General features: G+C 68.7%; 21 protein-coding genes. 10 read left to right on the top strand and 11 right to left on the bottom strand.

Going from position 1 to position 21,190, the window contains the following annotated elements; genetic code table 11:
* The first annotated feature begins 9 nt into the window (after positions 1-9).
* Entirely contained in the window at positions 10-1,578 is a 1,569-nt protein-coding gene (locus OG205_RS36485) for a protein kinase domain-containing protein (protein ID WP_442916636.1), read from the top strand.
* Between the two features lie 12 nt (positions 1,579-1,590).
* On the opposite strand, the gene OG205_RS36480 is transcribed toward OG205_RS36485, so the two are convergent.
* Complete coding sequence (locus OG205_RS36480) at positions 1,591-2,493, bottom strand: LysR family transcriptional regulator (protein ID WP_330272407.1); 903 nt, start codon at positions 2,491-2,493, stop codon at positions 1,591-1,593.
* A gap of 81 nt (positions 2,494-2,574) precedes the next feature.
* Between OG205_RS36480 and OG205_RS36475 the strand changes: the two genes are divergently transcribed.
* The 3 genes from OG205_RS36475 (at position 2,575) to OG205_RS36465 (ending at position 5,683) form a co-directional block, all read left to right on the top strand.
* Positions 2,575-3,501 (top strand): DMT family transporter, encoded by a 927-nt coding sequence (locus tag OG205_RS36475; protein WP_330272406.1) that lies wholly within the window; start codon positions 2,575-2,577, stop codon positions 3,499-3,501.
* A gap of 121 nt (positions 3,502-3,622) precedes the next feature.
* Positions 3,623-4,042: an SsgA family sporulation/cell division regulator gene (locus OG205_RS36470; protein WP_093591358.1), complete on the top strand. Its 420-nt coding sequence runs from the start codon at positions 3,623-3,625 to the stop codon at positions 4,040-4,042.
* A gap of 357 nt (positions 4,043-4,399) precedes the next feature.
* Positions 4,400-5,683: a serine/threonine-protein kinase gene (locus OG205_RS36465; protein WP_330272405.1), complete on the top strand. Its 1,284-nt coding sequence runs from the start codon at positions 4,400-4,402 to the stop codon at positions 5,681-5,683.
* Here OG205_RS36465 and OG205_RS36460 read toward each other — a convergent pair.
* From OG205_RS36460 to OG205_RS36450, 3 genes are read right to left on the bottom strand one after another with little or no spacing between them, the layout of a single operon-like run.
* Positions 5,676-6,257 (bottom strand): hypothetical protein, encoded by a 582-nt coding sequence (locus OG205_RS36460; RefSeq protein WP_330272404.1) that lies wholly within the window; start codon positions 6,255-6,257, stop codon positions 5,676-5,678. The two genes, OG205_RS36465 and OG205_RS36460, sit on opposite strands and share 8 nt — an antisense overlap.
* 7 nt (positions 6,258-6,264) lie before the next feature.
* Entirely contained in the window at positions 6,265-6,915 is a 651-nt protein-coding gene (locus tag OG205_RS36455; protein ID WP_090067146.1) for a response regulator, read from the bottom strand.
* Positions 6,912-8,105 (bottom strand): PspC domain-containing protein, encoded by a 1,194-nt coding sequence (locus OG205_RS36450; protein ID WP_330272403.1) that lies wholly within the window; start codon positions 8,103-8,105, stop codon positions 6,912-6,914. Before OG205_RS36450 ends, OG205_RS36455 begins: the two co-directional genes overlap by 4 nt.
* A gap of 108 nt (positions 8,106-8,213) precedes the next feature.
* On the opposite strand from OG205_RS36450, the gene OG205_RS36445 reads away from it, so the two are divergent.
* From OG205_RS36445 to OG205_RS36430, 4 genes are all read left to right on the top strand, one after another.
* Positions 8,214-9,398: a PspC domain-containing protein gene (locus tag OG205_RS36445; protein ID WP_330272402.1), complete on the top strand. Its 1,185-nt coding sequence runs from the start codon at positions 8,214-8,216 to the stop codon at positions 9,396-9,398.
* Positions 9,391-9,585: a hypothetical protein gene (locus OG205_RS36440; protein ID WP_330272401.1), complete on the top strand. Its 195-nt coding sequence runs from the start codon at positions 9,391-9,393 to the stop codon at positions 9,583-9,585. Before OG205_RS36445 ends, OG205_RS36440 begins: the two co-directional genes overlap by 8 nt.
* 87 nt (positions 9,586-9,672) lie before the next feature.
* The gene (locus OG205_RS36435) at positions 9,673-10,263 is read left to right on the top strand and encodes a DUF4365 domain-containing protein (protein ID WP_330278303.1); all 591 of its coding nucleotides are present in this window, start codon (positions 9,673-9,675) and stop codon (positions 10,261-10,263) included.
* Entirely contained in the window at positions 10,260-11,405 is a 1,146-nt protein-coding gene (locus tag OG205_RS36430; protein ID WP_330272400.1) for a hypothetical protein, read from the top strand. Before OG205_RS36435 ends, OG205_RS36430 begins: the two co-directional genes overlap by 4 nt.
* A 45-nt stretch (positions 11,406-11,450) precedes the next feature.
* On the opposite strand, the gene guaA is transcribed toward OG205_RS36430, so the two are convergent.
* Positions 11,451-13,010: a glutamine-hydrolyzing GMP synthase gene (gene guaA / locus OG205_RS36425; protein WP_330272399.1), complete on the bottom strand. Its 1,560-nt coding sequence runs from the start codon at positions 13,008-13,010 to the stop codon at positions 11,451-11,453.
* Between the two features lie 19 nt (positions 13,011-13,029).
* Between guaA and OG205_RS36420 the strand changes: the two genes are divergently transcribed.
* Positions 13,030-13,698 carry a phosphotransferase family protein gene (locus OG205_RS36420; RefSeq protein WP_330272398.1) on the top strand — a complete coding sequence of 223 codons (669 nt, stop codon included), beginning with the start codon at positions 13,030-13,032 and terminating at the stop codon, positions 13,696-13,698.
* A 9-nt stretch (positions 13,699-13,707) separates the two neighbouring features.
* Positions 13,708-15,153 (top strand): aldehyde dehydrogenase family protein, encoded by a 1,446-nt coding sequence (locus OG205_RS36415; RefSeq protein ID WP_330272397.1) that lies wholly within the window; start codon positions 13,708-13,710, stop codon positions 15,151-15,153.
* Here the strand turns inward: OG205_RS36415 and OG205_RS36410 are convergent.
* The 6 genes from OG205_RS36410 to OG205_RS36385 are packed head-to-tail and all read right to left on the bottom strand — an operon-like array spanning position 15,148 to position 21,133.
* On the bottom strand, positions 15,148-16,386 hold the full coding sequence (locus OG205_RS36410) for an FAD-binding oxidoreductase (RefSeq protein WP_330272396.1): 1,239 nt from the start codon (positions 16,384-16,386) through the stop codon (positions 15,148-15,150). The genes OG205_RS36415 and OG205_RS36410 overlap by 6 nt on opposite strands.
* Complete coding sequence (locus OG205_RS36405) at positions 16,370-17,602, bottom strand: FAD-dependent monooxygenase (RefSeq protein ID WP_330272395.1); 1,233 nt, start codon at positions 17,600-17,602, stop codon at positions 16,370-16,372. Before OG205_RS36405 ends, OG205_RS36410 begins: the two co-directional genes overlap by 17 nt.
* On the bottom strand, positions 17,599-18,558 hold the full coding sequence (locus OG205_RS36400; RefSeq protein ID WP_330272394.1) for an MBL fold metallo-hydrolase: 960 nt from the start codon (positions 18,556-18,558) through the stop codon (positions 17,599-17,601). The genes OG205_RS36405 and OG205_RS36400 overlap by 4 nt, the downstream gene beginning before the upstream one ends.
* Positions 18,559-18,570: 12 nt before the next feature.
* Entirely contained in the window at positions 18,571-20,247 is a 1,677-nt protein-coding gene (locus OG205_RS36395; RefSeq protein WP_330272393.1) for a GMC family oxidoreductase, read from the bottom strand.
* A 33-nt stretch (positions 20,248-20,280) separates the two neighbouring features.
* Positions 20,281-20,820 carry a type II toxin-antitoxin system RelE family toxin gene (locus OG205_RS36390; protein WP_330272392.1) on the bottom strand — a complete coding sequence of 180 codons (540 nt, stop codon included), beginning with the start codon at positions 20,818-20,820 and terminating at the stop codon, positions 20,281-20,283.
* Positions 20,813-21,133: a type II toxin-antitoxin system Phd/YefM family antitoxin gene (locus OG205_RS36385; RefSeq protein ID WP_330272391.1), complete on the bottom strand. Its 321-nt coding sequence runs from the start codon at positions 21,131-21,133 to the stop codon at positions 20,813-20,815. The genes OG205_RS36390 and OG205_RS36385 overlap by 8 nt, the downstream gene beginning before the upstream one ends.
* Between the last annotated feature and the right edge of the window lie 57 nt (positions 21,134-21,190).

Below are 21,190 nucleotides of genomic sequence, written 5' to 3'. Positions count from 1 at the left end.
AGCGGCGCCATGGGCGTCGTTTGGACGGCACATGATGAACGCCTGCACCGCACAGTCGCGGTCAAGCAACTCCTCCTGCAGCCTGGACTAGCCGAAGCTGACACGGACGAGGCCAAGAGACGTGCCATGCGCGAGGGCCGTATCGCCGCGCGCCTGCAACACCCTCACGCCGTCGCTGTTTACGACGTCGCCGAGGACGACAGCCAGCCGTGGCTGATCATGGAGTACCTGCCGTCGAAGAGCCTGTCCGCAGTGCTCTCCGAACGCGGCACGCTCCCGCCACGTGACGTGGCGTCGATCGGCATGCAGGTCGCGTCCGCACTGGCCGCCGCGCACAACGCCGGCATCGTGCACCGCGACATCAAGCCCGGCAACATCCTGCTCGGCGACGACGGCACGGTGAAGATCACCGACTTCGGCATCTCCCGCGCGACCGGTGACGTCACGGTCACCGCGACGGGCATGCTCGCGGGCACCCCCGCCTACCTCGCGCCCGAGGTGGCCAAGGGCTACGACCCGGGCTCGCCGTCCGACGTGTTCTCCCTGGGCTCGACGCTGTACGCCGCGATCGAGGGCGAGCCACCGTTCGGCCTGAGCGAGAACACCATCGCGCTGCTGCACAAGGTCGCGTCCGGCAAGGTGAACCCGCCGCGCAACGCCGGGCCGCTGACCGCGTTGCTGATGCGCCTGCTGCGGGCAGAGCCGGAAGACCGCCCGACCATGGCCGAGGCCCGCGACGCGCTCGCCGCCGTCGCGAACGGCCAGGCCGCCCCCGCCTTCACCCCCGCCGTGGTCGCGCCGACCCACCCGCCGTCGTGGCGCGGTGTGCCGGTGCAGCAGCAGCCGCACCAGGCCGCCACGCGCGCCCTGACGCCGCCGCAGGGGCAGCAGCAGTCGCCGCCGCCCAACGCGACGCGGGTCGACATGCACACGCCGCCGCCGCGCACCGCGCAGCAGCAGCCGTCGAACCACCGCCCGGCCGCCGCGCCGCAGTACTCGCAGCGCCCGAGGCCGGCGGCGCAATCGTCGTCGTCATCGTCGAAGAGCAAGAAGTCGACGATCTACACCGCGCTCGCCATCGTGGCAGCGGCGGTCGTGGGCATCATGTTCGCGAGCATGCTGTCGAACGGCGGCGACGGCGGCAACGACAACAACGCGGGCGCGAACACCTCGACGCAGCAGACCCAGGGCAACAACCCGACCAAGCAGTCGACGCCGCCGAAGTCCGCGGGCAAGGCCGGCCAGTGGACGAGCTCGCCCCAGCCTGACGACATGAAGGCGTTCCTGGAGGAGTACTTCGACACCGCTCCCAAGTCCCCGGAAGAAGCCTGGAAGCTCGGCAACGGCAACTTCCAGGGCAGCTTCCCCGGCGGCTACAGCGGTTTCCAGAGCTTCTGGTCGGGCATCAAGGAAGCCAAGATCGTCAAGGCCACCGAAAAAGAAGGCTTCTACTGGGAAGTCGACGTCGAGTACACGAAGAAGAGCGGCGGGACGACCTCCGAACGCCGGGGCATCTCGTTCGAGTGGAAGAGCCCGAACTTCCTCATGCACAACGACAAGTTGCTCGGCTCCTACTGATCGCGGCCCTGGTCAGGAGGCCCGTGCGGCCTTCTCCAGGGCTTCCGCGAGAGTGAGTACAGCGGGATTCCGCGCGGCATCCTCGCGATAGACCACGTGAATGTGCCGGACCGGTTCGGGATTGCGCACCTTCCGCAGAACAACGCCGGGGTGCGCATATCCCAGGCCGAGCCGGGGAATGATCGTGACGCCCAGTCCGGCCGCCACGAATCCCTGCGCGGTCGCGTAGTCGTCGCTTTCCACGGCCACCTGCGGCGAGAATCCAGCGCCCGCGCAGGCATTTCGCACCAGGTCCGCGCACGGACCGGCGGCGCCGCAGTCCGCGTCGATCCACGGCTCGTCGGCCAGTTCGCCGAGATCGAGCACGCGCTTGCGGGCCAGGACGTGGCCCCGCGGGAGCACGGCGTAGAACGGGTCGGCGAGCAGGTGCCGCGCGACCATGCCCTCCGGCGCGGGGGCGTCCGGTTCGAGGACGGTGATCGCCACGTCCGCGCGGCCCGCCGCCAGTTCGACGAACGGGTCGGTCGGCTCGGTCAGCTTCAGGTCGAGTTCCACGCCCGAGCGCTCGGCCCGGAACGTCGCCACCGCGGGCGGCACGAGCGCCGCTCCGGCCGTCGCGAAGTAGCGGACGCGCAGGGTGCCGGCGCAGCCGTTGCGCAACGCCGTCAGGGCGCTCTCGGCCTCCGCCAGCTGCTCGGCGAGGCGGCCGGCGTGCTCGGTGAGCAGGCGTCCGGCCGCGGTGGGGCGGACTCCCCTGCCGACGCGTTCCAGCAGCGGCAGTCCCGCCTGCTTCTCCAGGCTCGCGACCTGCTGCGAGATGGCGGACGGGGTGTAGCCGAGGTTGGTCGCGGCAGCGGTGATGGAACCCGTGCTCACGACGGCCCTGAGCACCTGCATTCGTCGCACGTCCAGCATGCCTCGACCTTACAGCGGTGCTTAAAGGTTCAGCACAACAATTAAATTGTTATTAGGTGTCGGCGGGCGCATGGTTGACACGTGAACCAACGCGGAACGTTGATCAGGATGGGCGTGCTCGCCCTGCTGTGGGGATCCAGCTTCCTGTGGATGAAGCTCGCGCTCGGGAGTCTCGCGCCACTGCAGATCTCGTTCGTGCGGACGTTCTTCGGGGCGCTCGTGCTGTTCGTCGTGCTCGCACTGGCGAAGATGAGCCTGCCGCGCGACCGCAAGATCTGGGGTCACATGCTCTTCGTGGCCTTCTTCGGCAGCGCCGTCCCGTTCACGCTGTTCGCGTTCGGCGGCCAGACCGTCGATTCGGGCGTCTCCGGGGTGCTCAACTCCACGACGCCGCTGTTCGCGCTGGCCATCGGCCTCGTGCTCGGTTCGGAGAAGATCAGCAATCTGGTCCGCATGCTCGGCCTCGGACTCGGCTTCGCGGGCGTGCTGGTGATCTTCGCGCCGTGGCAGTCGGCCAACAGCATCGCGAGCTGGGGTGCGGTGCTGTGCCTCATCGGCGCCGCGAGCTACGCCATCGGCTACTCCTACGCCGGCCGCTACCTGGTCAACACGGGCGCCACCTCGACGCAGCTCGCCGCCATGCAGCTCACGACCGCGATGGGGATGCTGCTCCTGGCGACGCCGTTCGGCGGCCTGCAGCCCCTGCACCTGCACTGGGTCGGCATCATCGCCGTGATGATCCTCGGCGTCTTCGGCACCGGCGTCGCGTTCATCCTCAACTACCGCGTCATCGCCGACGAGGGCGCCACGACGGCAACTACCGTCGGTTACCTTCTGCCCGTTGTTTCGGTACTCCTTGGAGCGATCTTCCTCGGAGAGCAACTCAACGCAAGGGTCGTCGCCGGCATGTTGGTGGTGCTCCTGGGCGTCGCGTTGACCCGGAGGAAGCCCGTCGCGGCAGGTCAGACCATCTCACCAAACGAGACACGCGACCTGGTCAAACGCTGAGGGGTGAGACGCACGTCTCCCCCGTTAGGATGGTTCCGAGACGAATCGCGTCCTTAACGGGCTGGTTGGCCGTCTCCTCTTTGTGAGCGGCAATGGAGACCAGCCTGGGAAGGACATCGACATGAACAACGAGAACCTGAAGGTCACCACCCGGACGACTTTTCAGCTTTTGGCCCCCGGAGCCGCGCCGGCGCCGGTGGAGGCCGAACTCGTCTACGACCCCGAGGACCCGTACGCGGTCGCGGTCATCTTCTTCACGGGCTCCGGCCGCGTCGAGTGGATGTTCGCCCGCGACCTGCTGGCCGATGGTCTGCTGACGCCGTCCGGTGAGGGCGACATCCTCGTCCGGCCCGCGTCCGACGACCCGGAGCGCGTCCTGGTCGAGCTGAACGCGCCGACCGGGTTCGCCATCCTCAGCGCCGTCGCCGAGGACGTGGCGGAGTTCCTGGACAGCTCCTACGACGTCGTGCAGCCGGGCGAAGAGGACCTGTGGATCGACTTCGACCGTGAGCTGCAGAAGCTGGTCTCGACGATCGACTAGTCCCCTGGCGATGTTCCGGGGTGGTTCTACGGGCGCGGGACGAGGTGCCGGCACGCGGGGCAGCGTTGCCGACCAGCTCGTCACCGGAGACCACCGGGAACGGCGCGGTGTGCACGTCGTGGGCAGCGGCGAACGCACGTCTCAGCAGGTCGAGCGGGTCACAGAGACAGTCCCCACCGGTGACTTCGGCTCGGAAGCACGGCAACACCCTCCCGCCACAGCGACGGACGTGTCACTCCTCACCGACCGTCGGTGGCGCGACCGGGTCAACACTTTCTTCAGACGTCATCCCTGGTCATGATCTCGGCTACGGGGGAACCTCCGATGCTCGTCTGCGCGATTGATTAGTCTCAGGGTGTGACAACCATCGGGGGCCGCTACACGCTGCTGGAGCGCATCGGCAGCGGGGCGATGGGGGTGGTCTGGCGGGCACGGGACGAGGTGCTGGCCCGCGAGGTCGCGGTCAAGGAGCTCGTCACCGGCGATCACCAGCGGGCGATGCGGGAGGCGCGCAACGCCGCGCGGCTGCACCACCAGCACGCGATCGCCGTGTTCGACGTCGTGGGCAGCGACGACGAAGAGCCGTGGATCGTCATGGAGTACCTGCCGTCGCACAGCCTTTCGGCGCTGATCGCCGAGCGCGGGCCGCTCAAGCCGGCCCAGGCCGCGAGCATCGGGGGCAAGGTCGCCTCGGCGCTGGCCGCGGCGCACGCCGCCGGGCTGGTCCACCGCGACGTCAAGCCCGGCAACGTCCTGATCGGCCACGACGGCACGGTCAAGCTCACCGACTTCGGCATCTCCAAGGCGACCGGCGACGGCACGATGACCGACACCGGCATGATCTCGGGCACCCCCGCCTACCTCGCGCCCGAGGTGGCGCGCGGTGAGCAGCCCGGCGAGGCGTCCGACGTGTTCTCGCTCGGCGCCACGATCTACACGGCCATCGAGGGCGAGTCGGTCTTCGGGCCCAGCGACAACAGCTTCGGGCTCCTCTACCGCGCCGCCAGCGGCCAGCTCCGCGATCCCAAGAACGCGGGCGAGCTCACGCCGTTGCTGCTGCGGCTGCTCTCGCAGGACCCCGAGGACCGGCCGAGCATGCAGGAGGCCGCCGAGCTGCTGGCCTCCGAGCCGCAGCCGTCGCAGCCACTGGAGATCCCGCAGCCACCACGACGCAGGCGCAAGGCACCGAACCGCCGGATCCTGGTGATCCTCTCGGTCATCGCGGTGCTGGCGATCGGCGGTGGCGCGGCGGCCGCGTACTGGAACGGCACCGGCAACCGCAGCACCCCGGTCAACCAGGCCGACTTCACCCAGCAGCAGCCGGTCTACTTCTCCGCGGACCAGGCGAACGGCTTCGTGCAGGACCACTACCGCCTGCTGCCGAACAACGCGGAAACGGCGTGGCGGAACCTCTACGGCCAGGCCGCCGAACCGCAGGGGGACTACCTGCAGCGCTGGAGCACCTACTCGAGCGTCACCATCGCGGGACCGGGGACGGTGCGGTCGGAGGGCCGGAACTGGGTGGTCAACATCGGCCTCGCGACGACCAAGAACGGCGTCACCGAGAACGGCGTCTACGACATCGAGGTCGCCGCGGTCGACAACCAGATGAAGATCGTCAGCACCAAGCGGGTCAGCTGAGCAGCCAGAAGCTGCCGCCACCGACGACCACGCCCATGACCGACCCTGCCAGCACCTGCGCCGTCGTGTGATCACCCAGCTCGACGCGGGACCAGGCCACCAGAGCGGCCGGCAGCGCGAGAAGCAGCCACCACGGCCCGTAGACGATCGCCAGCGTCACCACCGCGGCCCACGCCACGGCGGCGTGCAGCGAGATCTTCCACTTCAGGCCGAACGTGATCGCCATGCTGACGACCAGCGAGGCGAACATGCTGCCCGCCAGCGCGAGCATGTTCCGGGGCGCGTCACCCAGGAACATGATCACCGTGCCGGCCGCCAGCGACGCACCTGCCGTGACCAGCGGAACAACCCGGCCTTCGCGGTTCGTGACGTGGTGGCCGTCCCATTTCCCCTTGCGGGCGCCACGCACGATGACGGCCATAGGGATGACGGACGCCGTCACGGCGACCACGAACCCCCACAGCAGCGTCTTCCAAAAGCTTTCCGTCGCGGCCGCAACGCCGAACGGCAGCAAAATCACCCAGACCCACGGCGCCAGCACCTCGGTGGCACCGCGGGCGACCTTTTTGATCAAAGTCCCCTCAGACCAGTCTGCGATCAGTGGCCCAGCGGGAGAGCTCGTACCGGTTGGAGAGCTGGGTCTTCCGCAGGACGCTCGACACGTGCGTCTCCACCGTTTTCACGCTGATGAAGAGCTCGGACGCGATCTCCTTGTAAGCGTAACCACGCGCCAGCAGCCGCAGGACGTCGCGTTCGCGCGGCGTCAGCAGGTCGAGCTCGGGGTCGCTGATCGGCGCGGCGCCAGGCCTGTCGGCGAACGCGTCCAGCACGAAACCCGCCAGCCGCGGCGAGAACACCGCGTCCCCCTCCGACACCCGCACGACGGCCCTGACCAGCTCCTGGCTGGAGATCGTCTTCGTCACGTAGCCGCGCGCACCGGCGCGGATGACGTTGATGACGTCCTCGGCCGCGTCGGAGACCGACAGGGCGAGGAACGTGACCTCGGGGATCTTGGTGCGGATCTGCCGCAGCACCTCGGCGCCGCCACCGTCGGGCATGTGCACGTCCAGCAGCACGACGTCCGGCTTGTGGTGCGCGATCCCCGCCACCGCCTCGCCGACGCTGCCGGCCTCGCCGACGACGTCCACCTCGTCGGTGATGGTGTCGAGCTCCGCCTTCACGCCTGCGCGGAACAACGCGTGGTCGTCCACCAGGAACACCCTGACGCTCATGTCCTGGCCTCCGTCTTCCTCGGCATCTCGAGCTGCACCTCGGTCCCCTCTCCCGGAGCCGTGCGCAGTCGCACCTCCCCGCCGTGCCTCGTCATTCTCCCCCTGATGCTGCCCGCGAGGCCATGCCGGTCGTCCGGAACCGCGTCGGGGTCGAATCCCTTGCCCCGGTCGCGCACGAACACCGTGACCTTCTCCGGCTCGACCTCGGCGTAGACGCTGACCTCGGCCACCCCCGCGTGCTTGGCCGCGTTGACCATCGCCTCCTTCGCCGCCTGAACCAGCGCGAACATCCCGTCCTCCAGTTCGGCGTCCCCGACGACGACCTGCGAGACGGCGATGGCGAAGCCGTCCTCGACCTCCGCGCACACCTGGGCGATCGCGACGCTGATGGAATGCGGTTGCTCGCCCACCTCACGGCCGTAGAGCCAGCCGCGCAGCTCGCGTTCCTGGCTGCGGGCCAGGCGCTTGACCTCGCGCGGCGACTCGGACTGCTTCTGGATCAGGGCAAGCGTTTGCAGCACGGAGTCGTGCAGGTGGGCGGCGATCTCGGCGCGTTCCTCGGTGCGGATGCGCGCACGGCGTTCCGAGTCGAGGTCGCGGACCAGCCGCATCCACAGCGGCACGGTCAGCACCGCGACACCGATCAACGTGGCCAGCACGGAGAGGATGACGGTCGAGAGGTTCTGGACGGTGTCGTTCACCACGAGGAACGCGGCGACCCCCGCCACGACCAGCGCGCCTCCCGCGACCGTCCGCACGATCCCCGTCTTCCCCTGCGAGAAGGCCCCGTCCCTCCAGCGGCGTCGCTGTGCCTCGTCCGCCTCGCGCCACACGAGCGCGGCGCCCACGAGTGCCACGGCGATCGGACCGGTGATCCAGCCGCTCCACGTCCCGCCGATCAGGCCGGTGAAGACCGCGACGCCGACGCCCAGAGCGGCGAGGCCGACGGCCTGCTGCCACTCCTTGCGGTCCTTGTCGGTCTCCGGCTCCGCCACCGCGGACTGCGGCACGAACATCCAGAGCAACGCGTAGGCGATGATCCCGACCCCGCTGAACGCGGCGAACACGGCGAAGATCGCGCGCACCCAGAAGACAGGTGCGCCGAGATGGTCGGCCAGTCCGCTCGCGACGCCCGCGACCACCCGGCCGGTGCGGCGACGGCGCATCGGCTCAATGCGTGCACTCACCATCCGATCGTCACACGTCCCGGCGAGTTGTTCATCAGGGATGACCCCGGTTCCGCGAATCAGGGCTGGTCCCTGATGTGGTTCCAGGCGTGACAGCGCAACCTTGTCAACGTGAGCGGGACTGAGAAGGCGATGCAGGGCGTGGCGGACACGCTCAGAGAGTTCTGGGCCCACCGTCCGGTGCGGCCCCGTGCAGGACGCAAAGCCGGCGGCGTTGCCACCGGGATCGCCCTGCGCTTCCAGATCGACCCGGTGATCGTCCGGATCGCGTTCGTCGCACTCGCGTTGTCGGGTGGCGTGGGCGTTCCGCTGTACCTCGCGGGCTGGCTGCTGCTGCCCGAGGAGGGCGACGAGGTCTCGCCCCTGGAGTCGTTGATCAACAAGGGTCACAGCTCGATGCCCCAGGCGCAGACGGTGCTGCTGGGCTTCCTGATGTTCCCCGCGCTCGCCTTCACGTTCGGGAGCGGCGGGTTCCAGGTGGTGGTGACGCTGGCCGCGGCGGTCGCGTGCGTCTACCTGCTGCAGAAGAACCGTGGGCACCTGCAGCCGGCGACGACGCTCTCCGACTCCGCGACACCCGTGACGCCACCGGTGCCGGGGGCGCCGGCCTGGGACCCGCTGGGTGCCGCACCGTTCGCGTGGGACCTGCCGGAACCGACCCCGAAGCCGCAGCCACCGGCCCCCAGGCCGCCTCGCGGACCGCGCATCGGCCTGATGACGCTGGGCGTGGCGACGCTGGTGGTCGCCGGTTCCGCGATCGCCGGTGCCTGGGCGCCGTGGTTCACGGTGCCGCACGTCATCGGCCTGGTGCTCGCGGTGCTGGCGGCGGGCCTGCTCCTCGGTTCGTTCACCGGCGGCGGCCGCGGCCTGATCTGGCTGATGATCCCGCTGTCCGTGGTGGGCTTCGGCATGACGGCGATCGACTTCGACGGCAGCCCGTCCAGCCTGAGCAGCTACAACGAGAAGCCGAAGTCCGTGTCCGACGTGCGCGACCGGTACGAGACGAGCGTGGGCAGCGTGCAGCTCGATCTCCGCGACCTGCCCGACTCCGGTTCGGTGAAGACCGCGATCGAGGTCGAGCTCGGCGAGGTGCAGGTGCGCGTGCCCAAGAACGCGGACGTGACGTACAGGTGCGAGGCGTCGTCCATCGGCGAGCTCGACTGCCTGGGCAAGCGGGCCGAGGGCAGCAGCGTGGACGTCAGCGGCAAGGACCTCGGCGAGAACGGCGAGGGCGGCCTCCAGATCGAGCTCGACGTGCAGGCCAGCGTCGGAGAGGTGAAGGTGCTCCGTGACTGAGCAGGTGATGCGCAGGCGGATCGACCCGGTGACGCTGGTCTTCGGGATCGGCGGCGGGCTGATGGCGGCCTACGTGCTGAGCAACGGGTCGTTCTGGTTCGACTTCCGATGGGCGCTGGGAGGGACGGCCATCGTGGTCGGGCTGGTGCTGCTGACGAACTCGATCAGACGCAAGACCCACGAATGAGAAAGGGCCCCGGTCAGCTGACCGGGGCCCTTCCACTTTCGGGTGGCTGCCGCACGGATCCCCTTTCGCCCGTCACGGCTGCTCCTAATGTGCTCCCGGTCTGCCGCTACGAGGAGGGAGCTCATGACCGATGGAGGCGACGGTCTGGAATCGGTGACTCCGCTTGACGGAGGTCTGCCGATGACCGCCCGCCAGGAGCAGTTCAGCCTGGCGTTCGTGAGGATGATCGCCGCCGCAGCCGGCTGTTCGATCAAGTCGCACGAGACGGACTACGACGGCGTGGACATCACGATCGCCTCATCGACCGAGTACGAGACGTACTACTGCCCGCAGTTCGAACTTCAGCTCAAATGCACCACCCAGCACGACCGGCTCCGCGACGCGCACTTCGCGTGGAAGATGGAACGTGATCCGTTCCTGAAGCTGACCCACGGCAAGCGGTACAACGAGGCGTTTCTCGGTGTGCTTGTGATTCCTCGCGACGATGAGCCGTTGGTGAAGCTGAGCGAGGAGGGTCTCCTCTCCTCCAGTCGCATGTACTGGGAACACGCCAAGCTTCTGGGTGACATCAGCGACGGCGCCACCAGCAAGACAGTGCATCTGCCGAGAACTAACCTCTTCGACGTAGACAGCTTGCAGAGCACCATGCAAAGGGTCGGCGAAGGAGGTGTGTGGTGAGCAGCCCATCAGTCGACGACTACCGCGAGCTCGCCGACAGCCTCCACCCGTTGGCCGTGCAGCAGTACCTCGCCGCCAACAACTGGCAGCTTGAAGCGCAGGTTCCCGACGTACGGCAGATCTGGCGCCTGAACGACGAGGCGCGGGTCATGCTTCCGCTGGCCACGGACTTCGTCGACTTCGCCCAGCGGTTCCGCGACACTCTGCGCGCCCTGGCCACCGTGTACGACTGGGATCCCGAACGCCTGGCCGAGAAGATCACCGCTACCCGCGCCGACCTGTTCTTCGTCCGCTTCGACCAGGCCATGGTCGACGGCACCCTTCCGTTCAAACAGGCGGAGACGGCGCTGGACGGCCTGTTCAAGATGATGAAAGCGGCCGCGACCTCGGCTGACGATCCGACCCATTCCCACCGCGGACGCCGCTCCAGCACCGTGACCGACTTCCTCGACGAGGACATACGTCTCGGGCACACGAAGCGCGGCAGTTTCGTTTTCACCGTCGTCACTCGGCTCGGAGATCCGTTGCCCGATCACGAAGACGGCTCTCGTACGACCCCGTTCCCACGACGTGTGATGGAAACGCTGGCCACAGGCTTGCACGCGGCCAGAGACCTGTCGCTGAACTGGGACGCTCTCGCCGTCGAACGCGCCGCTGAGCGCGGCCTCAGCGCGAACCTCGTCGAGTCGCTCCAAGACCTGACGGAGTCGGACTCGTTGCGCGAACTGGACCTGTCCTTCGACTGGGCGGCCGGTGAACCTCGGCCGAAGGTTCCCGCCTCGCGCATCGTGGTCAACCGTGACGCCATGGCCGGTCTGTCGCGCGTTAGGGAACGCCTGGTTCGGCGTGAGGAGCCACCGCGCACGGAGACCATCGTTGGTCAGGTTCGGTCGCTCACTCGAGAAGACTCCGGTGGAGACGACCAGGAAGAGACGACGATCATCTTGAGCGCCGAGGTCCGAGGAAGGGCGCGGAAGATCCACATCCTTCTGGGCGGCGAGGACTACGACTGGGCGATCTTCGCCCACCGGAACAGGTTGCCGTTCACGGTCACCGGCAACCTGGCCTTCGAACGGGGAGCTTGGCGCCTGACAGGCCCGGTGGCCGTCGACTCCAGCTTCCTGCAGCATCAGCAGCGTTGAATGAGAAAGGGCCCCGGTCAGCTGACCGGGGCCCTTTTCACGTCTCTACTCCCACTCGATGGTGCCCGGCGGCTTGGACGTCACGTCCAGCACCACGCGGTTGACCTCGGCCACCTCGTTGGTGATCCGGGTCGAGATCCGCTCCAGCACCTCGTACGGCAGGCGCGTCCAGTCCGCGGTCATCGCGTCCTCGGACGACACCGGGCGCAGCACGATCGGGTGGCCGTAGGTCCGGCCGTCGCCCTGGACGCCGACGCTGCGGACGTCCGCGAGCAGCACGACCGGGCACTGCCAGATCTGCCGGTCGAGGCCCGCCAGGGTCAGTTCCTCGCGGGCGATGGCGTCGGCCTGGCGCAGCGTGTCGAGGCGGTCCTGCGTGACCTCGCCGATGATCCGGATGCCGAGGCCGGGGCCGGGGAACGGCTGGCGCTGCACGATCGTCTCGGGCAGGCCGAGTTCGGTGCCGACGCGGCGGACCTCGTCCTTGAACAGCGCGCGGAGCGGTTCGACCAGCTCGAACTGCAGGTCGTCCGGCAGGCCGCCGACGTTGTGGTGCGACTTGATGTTCGCGGTGCCCGCGCCGCCGCCGGACTCGACGACGTCCGGGTAGAGCGTGCCCTGGACGAGGAACTTGTAGTCGCCCTCGGCCTTGAGGTCGCGCTCCGCCTGCTCGAACACGCGGATGAACTCGCGGCCGATGATCTTGCGCTTCTCTTCGGGGTCCGTGACGCCGGCCAGGGCGTTGAGGAAACGCTCGCGGGCGTCGACGGTCACCAGGCGGATGCCCGTGGCGGCCACGTAGTCGCGCTCGACCTGGGCGCGCTCGCCGGAGCGCAGCAGGCCGTGGTCGACGAAGACGCACGTGAGGCGGTCGCCGATGGCGCGCTGGACCAGTGCTGCCGCGACGGCGGAGTCGACGCCGCCGGACAGGCCGCAGATCGCCTTGCCGTCACCGATCTGCTCACGGATCCGGGTGACCTGCTCGTCCACGATGGACGACGTCGTCCACTGCGGACGGATGCCCGCGATCTCGTGCAGGAACCGGCGCAGCACCTCCTGGCCGTGCGGCGAGTGGTGCACCTCCGGGTGGTACTGCACACCGGCGAACCGGCGCTCCCTGTTCTCGAACGCGGCGACCGGCGCGCCCTCACTGGTCGCGGTGACGGTGAAGCCCTCGGGCGCCTTCGTGACGGCGTCGCCGTGGCTCATCCACACCGGGTGGCTCGCGGGGAGTTCCTGGTGCAGCGCGCCGCCCTCGGTGGGCACGCTCAGGTCCGTGCGGCCGTACTCGCGGGTGCCCGTCTGTTCAACCGAGCCGCCAAGTGCGCGCGCCATGGCCTGGAAGCCGTAGCAGATGCCGAAGACCGGGACGCCGGTCTCGAACAGCTTCGGGTCGACCTGCGGGGCGTTCTCCGCGTAGACGCTCGACGGGCCACCGGACAGAACGATGGCCAGCGGGTTCTTGTCGAGGATCTCGCTCACGGTCGCGGTGTGCGGGACGACCTCGGAGTAGACCTGGGCCTCGCGGACGCGGCGGGCGATCAGCTGCGCGTACTGGGCGCCGAAGTCGACGACGAGAACAGGGCGGTTGCTGGTGTCGGACACGTCGCCAAGGATCTCATGCGTGGACGGTGAACTGCTGACCGGTGGCGGGCTGAACCAGGTGTTCAGGGTGGGTGACGCGGTGCGCAGACCGGCAGGGCCGTGGGCGCCTCGGGTGCACGACCTGTTGCGACGCTTGGCACCGCTGGGGATCGCGCCGGTCCCGCTGGCGCTCGACGACGAGCACGAGCTGCTCACCTACCTGCCCGGTGACGTTGGCCACGTGTTCCCGTCCGGCGACGCGCCGCTGATCGAGTCGGCGCTGCTGCTGCGGCGGCTGCACGACGCGACGGCCACTCTCGTCGGCGAGCTGAACGGGTGGCAGTTCGCCGCCCGCGAACCAGTCGAGGTGGTGCTGCACGGTGATTTCGCGCCGTACAACATCGTGTTCCACGACGGGTCGCCGACGGGCGTGTTCGACTGGGACGGCGCGCATCCGGGTCCGCGCTGGTGGGACGTCAGCTGGGCGATCATCCAGTTCGTGCTGGGACTGCCGGACGAGCGCGAACGGCGCACGCGGCTGTTCTGTGAGACGTACGGGATCGAGTACGACCGCGAGCACGTGCTGATCCGGTTGGACGACACGATCCAAACGATCCGGGAGGATCCGAGGTTCGTGCTGCAGCGGGCAGAAGGGCATGTTGACCACTACTTGGATCTCATCAGGTACGTGCAGGCCAGTAGGGCTTAACGTGATCCTATGGACGCGTTCACACCGCAACCCAGGCCGTGCTGGGTCGCCGGCCGCCCCGAGCAGGGCGAGCAGGCGTTAGAGGTCCTCCACCCGTTCGACGGCACCGAGGTCGCCTCGGTGGCCGTGCCGGGCAGAGATCAGGTGGAACGCGCGATCGCGGCGGCCGCGTCCGTCGCGAAGGAGTTCCGGCGAACACCCGCGCACGTGCGCGCCGAGGCACTGCTGCAGGTGTCGCGGACGCTGGCCGAACGCGCGGAGGAGATCGCCGAGACGATCACCGCCGAGAACGGCAAACCGCTGAAGTGGGCCGAGATCGAGGTCTCGCGCGCGGTCAACACGTTCCGCTTCGCCGCCGAGGAGGCGCGCCGGTTCACCGGTGGGCTGCAACGGCTCGACACCGAGGCCGGTGGCGTGGGGCGGATGGCGATCGTCCGGCACGTGCCGCGCGGGCCGGTGCTGGCCGTGGCGCCGTTCAACTTCCCGCTGAACCTGGTGGCGCACAAGGTCGCGCCCGCGCTCGCGGTGGGTGCGCCGGTGATCGTGAAGCCCGCTTCTGCCACACCGCTTTCCGCGTTGTTGCTGGGCGAGATCCTGGCCGAGACCGGACTGCCGGAGGGCGTGTTCTCGATCCTTCCCGTGCGCGGCAAGGACATGGACGTCCTGGTGCGCGACGAACGGCTGCCGGTGATCTCGTTCACCGGGTCCACGAAGGTCGGCTGGTCGCTGATGGAAGCCGCGCCGCGCAAGCACGTCGTGATGGAGCTGGGTTCCAACGCGGCGGCGATCATCTGTCCTGATTGGACGGACCTGGACCACGCGGCGCAGCGCGTCGCGACGTTCGGCAACTACCAGGCCGGGCAGTCGTGCATCGCCGTGCAACGGGTGATCGTGGACCGCTCGAAGGCCGACGAGTTCGTGCCGAAGCTCGTGGAAGCCGTTGCCGCGCTGAAGACCGGGGACCCGCACGACCCCGAGGTCGAGGTCGGGCCGTTGATCGACGAGGACAACGCCCGCCGCGTCGAGGAGTGGATCAACATGGCCACCGACGTCGGTGCACGGGTGTTGCTCGGCGGCAAGCGGACCGGGGCGACGGTCGAGCCGACGGTGCTCACGGACGTGCCCAGGACCGCCAAGGTCTGGACCGAGGAGATCTTCGGACCGGTGCTCGTGGTGTCCGTCGCGGACGGCGTGGAGGACGCGTTCGCGCAGGCCAACGACTCCAAGTACGGGCTGCAGGCCGGGGTGTTCACGCGGGACGTGCAGGTGGCGTTCGAGGCCGCGGCCGAACTCGAGGTCGGCGGCGTGATCATCGGTGACGTGCCGTCGTACCGCGCGGACCAGATGCCGTACGGCGGCGTGAAGGGGTCGGGCACCGGGCGTGAGGGCGTCCGGTCGGCGATGGAGGACTTCACCGAGGAACGCGTGACCGTGCTGACGGGCATCCAGCTATAGGCCCTGCGGAAACGCCAGCACGCGGTCCGGGTCGTACCTGTTCGCGACTTCCCTGAGTCGCGCGAGATTGCGGCCGTAGTAGGCGGTCGGCCAGTCGGGCATCTCCGGGTCGATGTAGTTCACGTACCCGGTGGTGCCCGCGCCGAGCCCGTCGCGGACGCCGGCGAGCAACGCCCGTGCCCGGTCTTCCGTCAGGTCACCGAGGTTGACGAAGATCTGGGCGCTCGCCGTGGCGTCGCGATGCGGGAACGCGGTGGCGTCCGGCGCGACCCGTTCGATCGCGCCGCCGAACGAGTCGAACTGGATCATGGCCGGGGGCTGCCCGTCCATCAGCTCGGCGATCTTCGACCCCGGCACGTGGGCGTGCAGCATCCGTGACGACGCGACGTACGGCTCGCCCGAGTCTTCAGGGCCGGCGTAGTGACGCATCGCCTGCAGGTAGGTCATCTCCTCGACCTCACGTGCGGCGGGCGGCATCCGGTCCAGCAGCCGGTGCAGGTCCTTCGCAGTGCCTGCGTACGTGCCTTTGACGCTGGGCACCGACTTCGGGCCCGAGTCGACGCGCAGGCTCGACCACAGCTCGTCCGGCGCGTCCGCCATCCACTCCTGCCAGGCGTCGGTGACGTCCGCCGCCGTGCCCGCCGGGTGGTCGAGACCGAACACCACCAGGTCCGGCGCCGGATCGGTGCTGAAGGTGAACTCCGTGACGATGCCGAAGTTGCCGCCACCGCCGCCTTTCAACGCCCAGAACAGGTCTGGTTCCTCGTGCGCCGAGGTCGTGCGCAGGACGCCGTCCGGAGTGACGATCCGCGCCTCGGTCAGGTGGTCGCAGGTCAGGCCGTACTTGCGGGAGATCACGCTGATGCCACCGCCGAGCGCGAGCCCGCCGATGCCCACCGAACGGCACGTGCCCGCGGGCAACGCCCGACCGGCCGCGCCGAGTGCCTCGTAGATGTCGTACATCCGCGCGCCACCGCCGATGATCGCTTTCTGACCGTCGACCCGCACGTACGACAACCCTGCGAGGTCGACGACGAGGCCGTTGTCCGGCGTCGAATAGCCCGCGTAGCTGTGACCACCGCTGCGCGCGGCCACCGGAATGCGCTGGCGTGCCGCGAATTCCAGGCATTCCTGCACGTCCTCCACGCGCTCGCATCTCGCTGTCGTGGCCGGTTTCAGGTGTGCGTAAAGGGTGTTCTGCGGCAACCGGTGCCGTTCACCAGCCAAGCGCACGGCGCTTCGTCTCCTCGTCGTCGTTCCCGGCGACGTGGCCGTCCGGTCTGATCAGCAGGCCGTCCCGGACCGTGAAGCCAGGCCCCGCCGTACGTGATCCTTGGACCAGTACACCGCCGTTCTCGTAGGCGAACGGGGTGAAGAGCTTGCCCGAGTCGATGCCCTCGCCGGTTTCGAGCGCGTGCTGCCGGTGGGCTCGTTCTTCTGGAGTGCCCGGCACGAGGAAACGCATGGTGTCGCCCGTGATGCGGAGGTTCTCGTCGGCGGCGGCACCGCGTTCGGTGTCGTAGGAGTCGAGGAGGTGCGGGCCTGCCTCACCCCTGCGGTCGGCGGCGATCTTCCAGGCCGCGTTGTCGGCGTCGCAGATGCCGGAGTTCAGGCCGCGGGCGCCGAACGGGCTCATCACGTGCGCGGCGTCACCGGCGAGCAGGACTCTCCCGTCACGGAACCTCGCAGCTCGGCGCTGGTGGAAGCGGTAGGTGGACTGCCAGACGATCTCGTACGGCCGGTCGCCGACGATCGCGCGGACGTGGTCGTCGGTGAGCTGGACGTCCTCGGCGACCTGCCAGTCGATCCGCCAGACGCCCTTCGGTTGCGGGTGCAGGAGGACCTGCCGGCCCGGATTCCAGGGCGGGTCGAAGTAGAAACGGCGTTCGGGCGTCTCGAAGTCCAGGTCGACGCGGACGTCGGCGATGATGAACCTGTCGTCGAACGAGAAACCCTCGAACGGGATGTTCAGGAGCTGCCGCACCTTTGAGTGCACGCCGTCCGCCGCGATGCAGTGACTCGCCCTGATTCCATCCTGTGTGGACACTCCGTCGTCGCGCTGGACAAGGGTTTCCACCGCGTGCCCGTAGCGGAGTTCGATGAGCGGTTCGGCGCGGACCCGTCCCTCCAGCAGCTGCTCGACGACGGTCTGCGGGGTGTTCACGAACGGCGGGAAACCCAAGGCCGGCGGGAAGGTCAGGGTCAGGACCTCGCGGTCGCGGTGGTAGGTGCGGCCGGTGTACCAGGTGACGCCCGCGTCGGCGACGGCCTGCCCGACGCCGATCCGTTCGAGGATCTCCAGCACGTCGCGCTGGACGCAGATCGAACGACTGCCCGTCTGCGCACGCCTCGGCTCCTTCTCCAGGACGACGCTGGGCACGCCGGCCCGCGCGAGGAACAGCGCGGCGGCGAGGCCGACCGGTCCGGCACCCACCACCAGGACCGTCACTGCAGGGCGTCCCAGACGGCGCGGTCGCGTTCGGCTGTCCAGATCTCCGGCCAGTCCCTGCCGTCGCACTCGTCCCAGTAGCGCTTCACGTCGAACGGCAGGCAGTGCTCGAAGATCGGCCAGCGCCCGTAGCGGTCCACGAGAGCCTGGTGGGCCAGTTCGAAGGCCTGCTTGAGCGTGCCTCCCTCGGCGTGGACCCCGCCGACCGTGCGGCGCAGTTCGTTGAGGAAGTGCCTGCTCTGGTTGATCGCGGCCTCGACCTCGTAGCGGTCGCGGGCGACCTTGCCGCGTCCGCCGACGAGGACCTCGGCGCCCAGTTCCTCGATCTCGTCCAAAGTGGACGTTGCCCACTCGTCGTGGAACGCGTCGCCGGTGTAGAGAGCGGCCTGCGACTCGACCAGGTCGCCGGCGAACAGGATGCGTTGCTGCGGCAGCCACGCCACGATGTCGCCGGCCGTGTGCCCGCGCCCGAGGAACTGCAGCACCAGGTCGCCGCGCTCGTCGCCGAGTGGAATCGTCATGCGGTCGGAGAACGTGAGCGTCGGCCACGTCAGGCCGGGGATCTCCTCCGGCGACTCGAAGAGCCGCGGCATGCGGCCGAACTCGCTCTCCCAGTCCTGCTGCCCGCGTTCGGCGATCAGCACCCGCGTCATCTCGTGCGCGACGATCTCCTGGGCGTCGAACGCGCTGGCCCCGAGCGTGCGCACGGCGTGATAGTGGCTGAGCACGAGGTACCGGACCGGCTTCTTGGTGTGCTTGCGGAGCTGCGTGAGCCACCGCCGCGCGGCCGCGGGTGTGGCACGCGCCTCGAAGCAGATCAGGAAGTCCTCGGCCTCGATGGCCGCGACGTTGGGGTCGCCTTCGGCGGTCAGGGTGTAGACGCCCTCGGCGAGTTCGACGAAGACCTCGTCCTTGGGGGCGAGGTCGGCGCTGGAGGCAAAAGGCTTTTTGGCCATGCGTCCACCGTGTCAGGACGCCTTCACGATCGGCAACCGCAAAGCGGCTGGAGCTTGATCGGGAACCGCCGGGTTCTTCGGCTTCGTCGGATTGATCCTGCGGTAGGGCAGGCCCTGCTCCGGCCGCTGGTCCTGCTCGCCCTTGTTCGGCCACAGCGAGAACGCCCGCTCGGCCTGCGCGGTGATCGTGAGGCTCGGGTTCACGCCGAGGTTCGCACTGATCGCGGCACCGTCCACAACGGACAGTCCGGGGTAGTTGAAGACCCGGTGGTACGCGTCGATCACGCCCTGCTCCTCGCCGCTCGCGATCGCGCAGCCGCCGATGAAGTGCGCGGTCAGCGGGATGTTGAACAGCTCGCCCCACGTGCCGCCGGCCATGCCGTCGATGTGCTTGGCGGCCAGCAGGTTCGCCTCGTGACCGGCCGGGATGAACGCCGGGTTCGGGTCGCCGTGCCCCTGCTTGCTGGTGAGCTTGCCGCGCTTGAGGAACGTGGTGATGGAGTTGTCGAGACTCTGCATGACCAGCAGGATCACGGTCCGCTCGCTCCACCGGTGCACGCTGAGCAGCCTCAGCAGCCGAAGCGGATGCCGGACCGCCTGCTTGATGAACTGCAACCACCGCGGCGTGCTCAGCGCGCCGTCCGTGGCGAGGGTCTGCAGCATGCCCATGGCGTTGCTGCCCTTGCCGTACCGGACGGGTTCGATGTGCGTGATCTCGTCGGGGTGGATGGAGCTCGTGATCGCGACGCCCTGCGTGAAGTCGGTGTCCGGGTCGACCGTGTAGCGCGCGGCCCCGATGATCGACTCGGAGTTGGTGCGGGTGAGCTCGCCGAGCTTGGCCGAGATCTTCGGCAACGTCGTGGCCTTCGCCTTGTGCAGGAGCTGCTGGGTGCCCCACGTGCCGGCGGCGATCACGACCTGGTCGGCGGTGAAGGTGGCCTTGGCCTTGCCACCGGTCATCTTCGTGTCGATGGTCCAGGTGCCGTTGTTCTCCTTGAGCTGGGTGACCGTGGTCAGCGGGAAGACCTTCGCGCCGAGCTTCTCCGCGAGGTAGAGGTAGTTCTTGACCAGGGTGTTCTTCGCACCGACCCGGCAACCCGACATGCAGCTGCCGCACTCGGTGCACCCGGTGCGTTCCGGCCCGGCGCCACCGAAGTAGGGGTCCGCCGCCTTCTGGCCGGGCTCGCCGAAGAACACGCCGACGGGCGTCGCGTGGTAGCTGTCCTCGACCCCCATGTCCTTCGCGACCTTCTGCATGACGACGTCGCTCGGGGTCGTCGTGGGGTTCGTGACCACACCGAGCATCCGGCTCGCCTGGTCGTAGAACGGCTCCAGTTCGTCCTGCCAGTCGGTGATGTGCGCCCACTGCCGGTCCTCGTAGAACGGCTTGAGCGGCCGGTACAGCGTGTTCGCGTAGACGAGGCTCCCGCCGCCGACGCCCGCGCCGGCGAGCACCATGACGTTGCGCAGCAGGTGGATGCGCTGGATGCCGAAGCACCTGAGCTGCGGCGCCCACAGGTACTTGCGGAGATTCCAGCTGGTCTCGGCGAACTCGTCGTCGGCGAACCGTCGCCCCGCCTCCAGGACGGCGACGCGGTAGCCCTTCTCGGTCAGGCGGAGCGCGGCCACGCTTCCGCCGAACCCGGAGCCGACGATGACGACATCGAAGTTACCGGCGAGTTCACCCATGAACCGGAGAGTAGGCGTTACTTCCGGTAACGCCTAGTCCCCTATCGGTTCAGACGGGCGAGGCACGCTCACGAAAGCGGTCCAGAGGTCCACCGCCTGCTCCAGGTTCAGCGCCGCGACCTGCTCCAGAGGGATCCCGGCGGTGTGCACGAGACGCTGCGCCAGCCAGTCGGGGACCGGCTCCCGCGGCGGGACCTCCTCCACGACCACGTCGCCCGCGAGGCGACCGAGCCTGCCGATGACATCGGCCAGTTTGGCCAGCGTGGAGTCCTCGTCAGCCATCGACGCGATCCTCGCGGATGCCTCGGCGTAGACCTCGGCATCAGAGCGCGCGCCCGCGCACCAGACCTCACAAATCTCGATCGCGCCGTCAGACGTGACCCGGTAGACGATCCGCCAGTGGTTGCGCCCCACCACCAACTTGCGAAATCCGGTCAACTCGCCACCGAGCGGGTGCCCGGCCTCCGGATTGTCGAGCAGGATCTGGATCTTCTTGAGAACCTTGGGCACGACATCAGGGCCAAGGCGACGCAGGTCATCGACAGCCGCGTCGGTGAATAGAACGTCAGCCATCGAGCGAGTCGTCGTCCTCCACCGCTGCCAGCGACTCACGGGTGTGCCCGAACGCCGCCAGCACGTCGTCGAAGGACGTGCGCCGGCCCGAGTCGACAGCCGACCGCGCCAGCACGAGCGCCAGATCCCTCAGATCCGCCGCCGCTTCGTCGATCTCGGCCAGGCGACTCATCGCGACGACAGCGGCCACCGGACGACTGTGCCGCGTGACGACCACCGGACCACCCTGCTCGGCGTCAGCGACCAGCCCGGCGACGCCACGTTTCGTGGCCTCCGTGACGGTCAGCTCGCGAGCCTCGTGAATTGCGGTCACGTACAGAACTATACAGAAAATCTGGACAGAAGGTCGAGGGTGCGCGGGCAGGCGCAC

The sequence above is a fragment of the Lentzea sp. NBC_00516 genome (genome assembly GCF_036346835.1).
Lineage (GTDB): Bacteria > Actinomycetota > Actinomycetes > Mycobacteriales > Pseudonocardiaceae > Lentzea > Lentzea sokolovensis.
Note: the sequence above shows the minus strand (reverse complement) of the source record. Positions and strands in the feature narration are given on the sequence as shown.

What these genes read in the sequence shown, in the direction of transcription:
- OG205_RS36485 (WP_442916636.1), top strand. Translation starts at nt 10, where the DNA reads ATGGGCGTCGTTTGGACGGCACATGATGAACGCCTGCACCGCACAGTC.
- OG205_RS36480 (WP_330272407.1), bottom strand. Translation starts at nt 2,493, where the DNA reads ATGCTGGACGTGCGACGAATGCAGGTGCTCAGGGCCGTCGTGAGCACG.
- OG205_RS36470 (WP_093591358.1), top strand. Translation starts at nt 3,623, where the DNA reads ATGAACAACGAGAACCTGAAGGTCACCACCCGGACGACTTTTCAGCTT.
- OG205_RS36455 (WP_090067146.1), bottom strand. Translation starts at nt 6,915, where the DNA reads ATGAGCGTCAGGGTGTTCCTGGTGGACGACCACGCGTTGTTCCGCGCA.
- OG205_RS36450 (WP_330272403.1), bottom strand. Translation starts at nt 8,105, where the DNA reads ATGGTGAGTGCACGCATTGAGCCGATGCGCCGTCGCCGCACCGGCCGG.
- OG205_RS36435 (WP_330278303.1), top strand. Translation starts at nt 9,673, where the DNA reads ATGTGCTCCCGGTCTGCCGCTACGAGGAGGGAGCTCATGACCGATGGA.
- OG205_RS36415 (WP_330272397.1), top strand. Translation starts at nt 13,708, where the DNA reads ATGGACGCGTTCACACCGCAACCCAGGCCGTGCTGGGTCGCCGGCCGC.
- OG205_RS36400 (WP_330272394.1), bottom strand. Translation starts at nt 18,558, where the DNA reads ATGGCCAAAAAGCCTTTTGCCTCCAGCGCCGACCTCGCCCCCAAGGAC.
- OG205_RS36395 (WP_330272393.1), bottom strand. Translation starts at nt 20,247, where the DNA reads ATGGGTGAACTCGCCGGTAACTTCGATGTCGTCATCGTCGGCTCCGGG.
- OG205_RS36390 (WP_330272392.1), bottom strand. Translation starts at nt 20,820, where the DNA reads ATGGCTGACGTTCTATTCACCGACGCGGCTGTCGATGACCTGCGTCGC.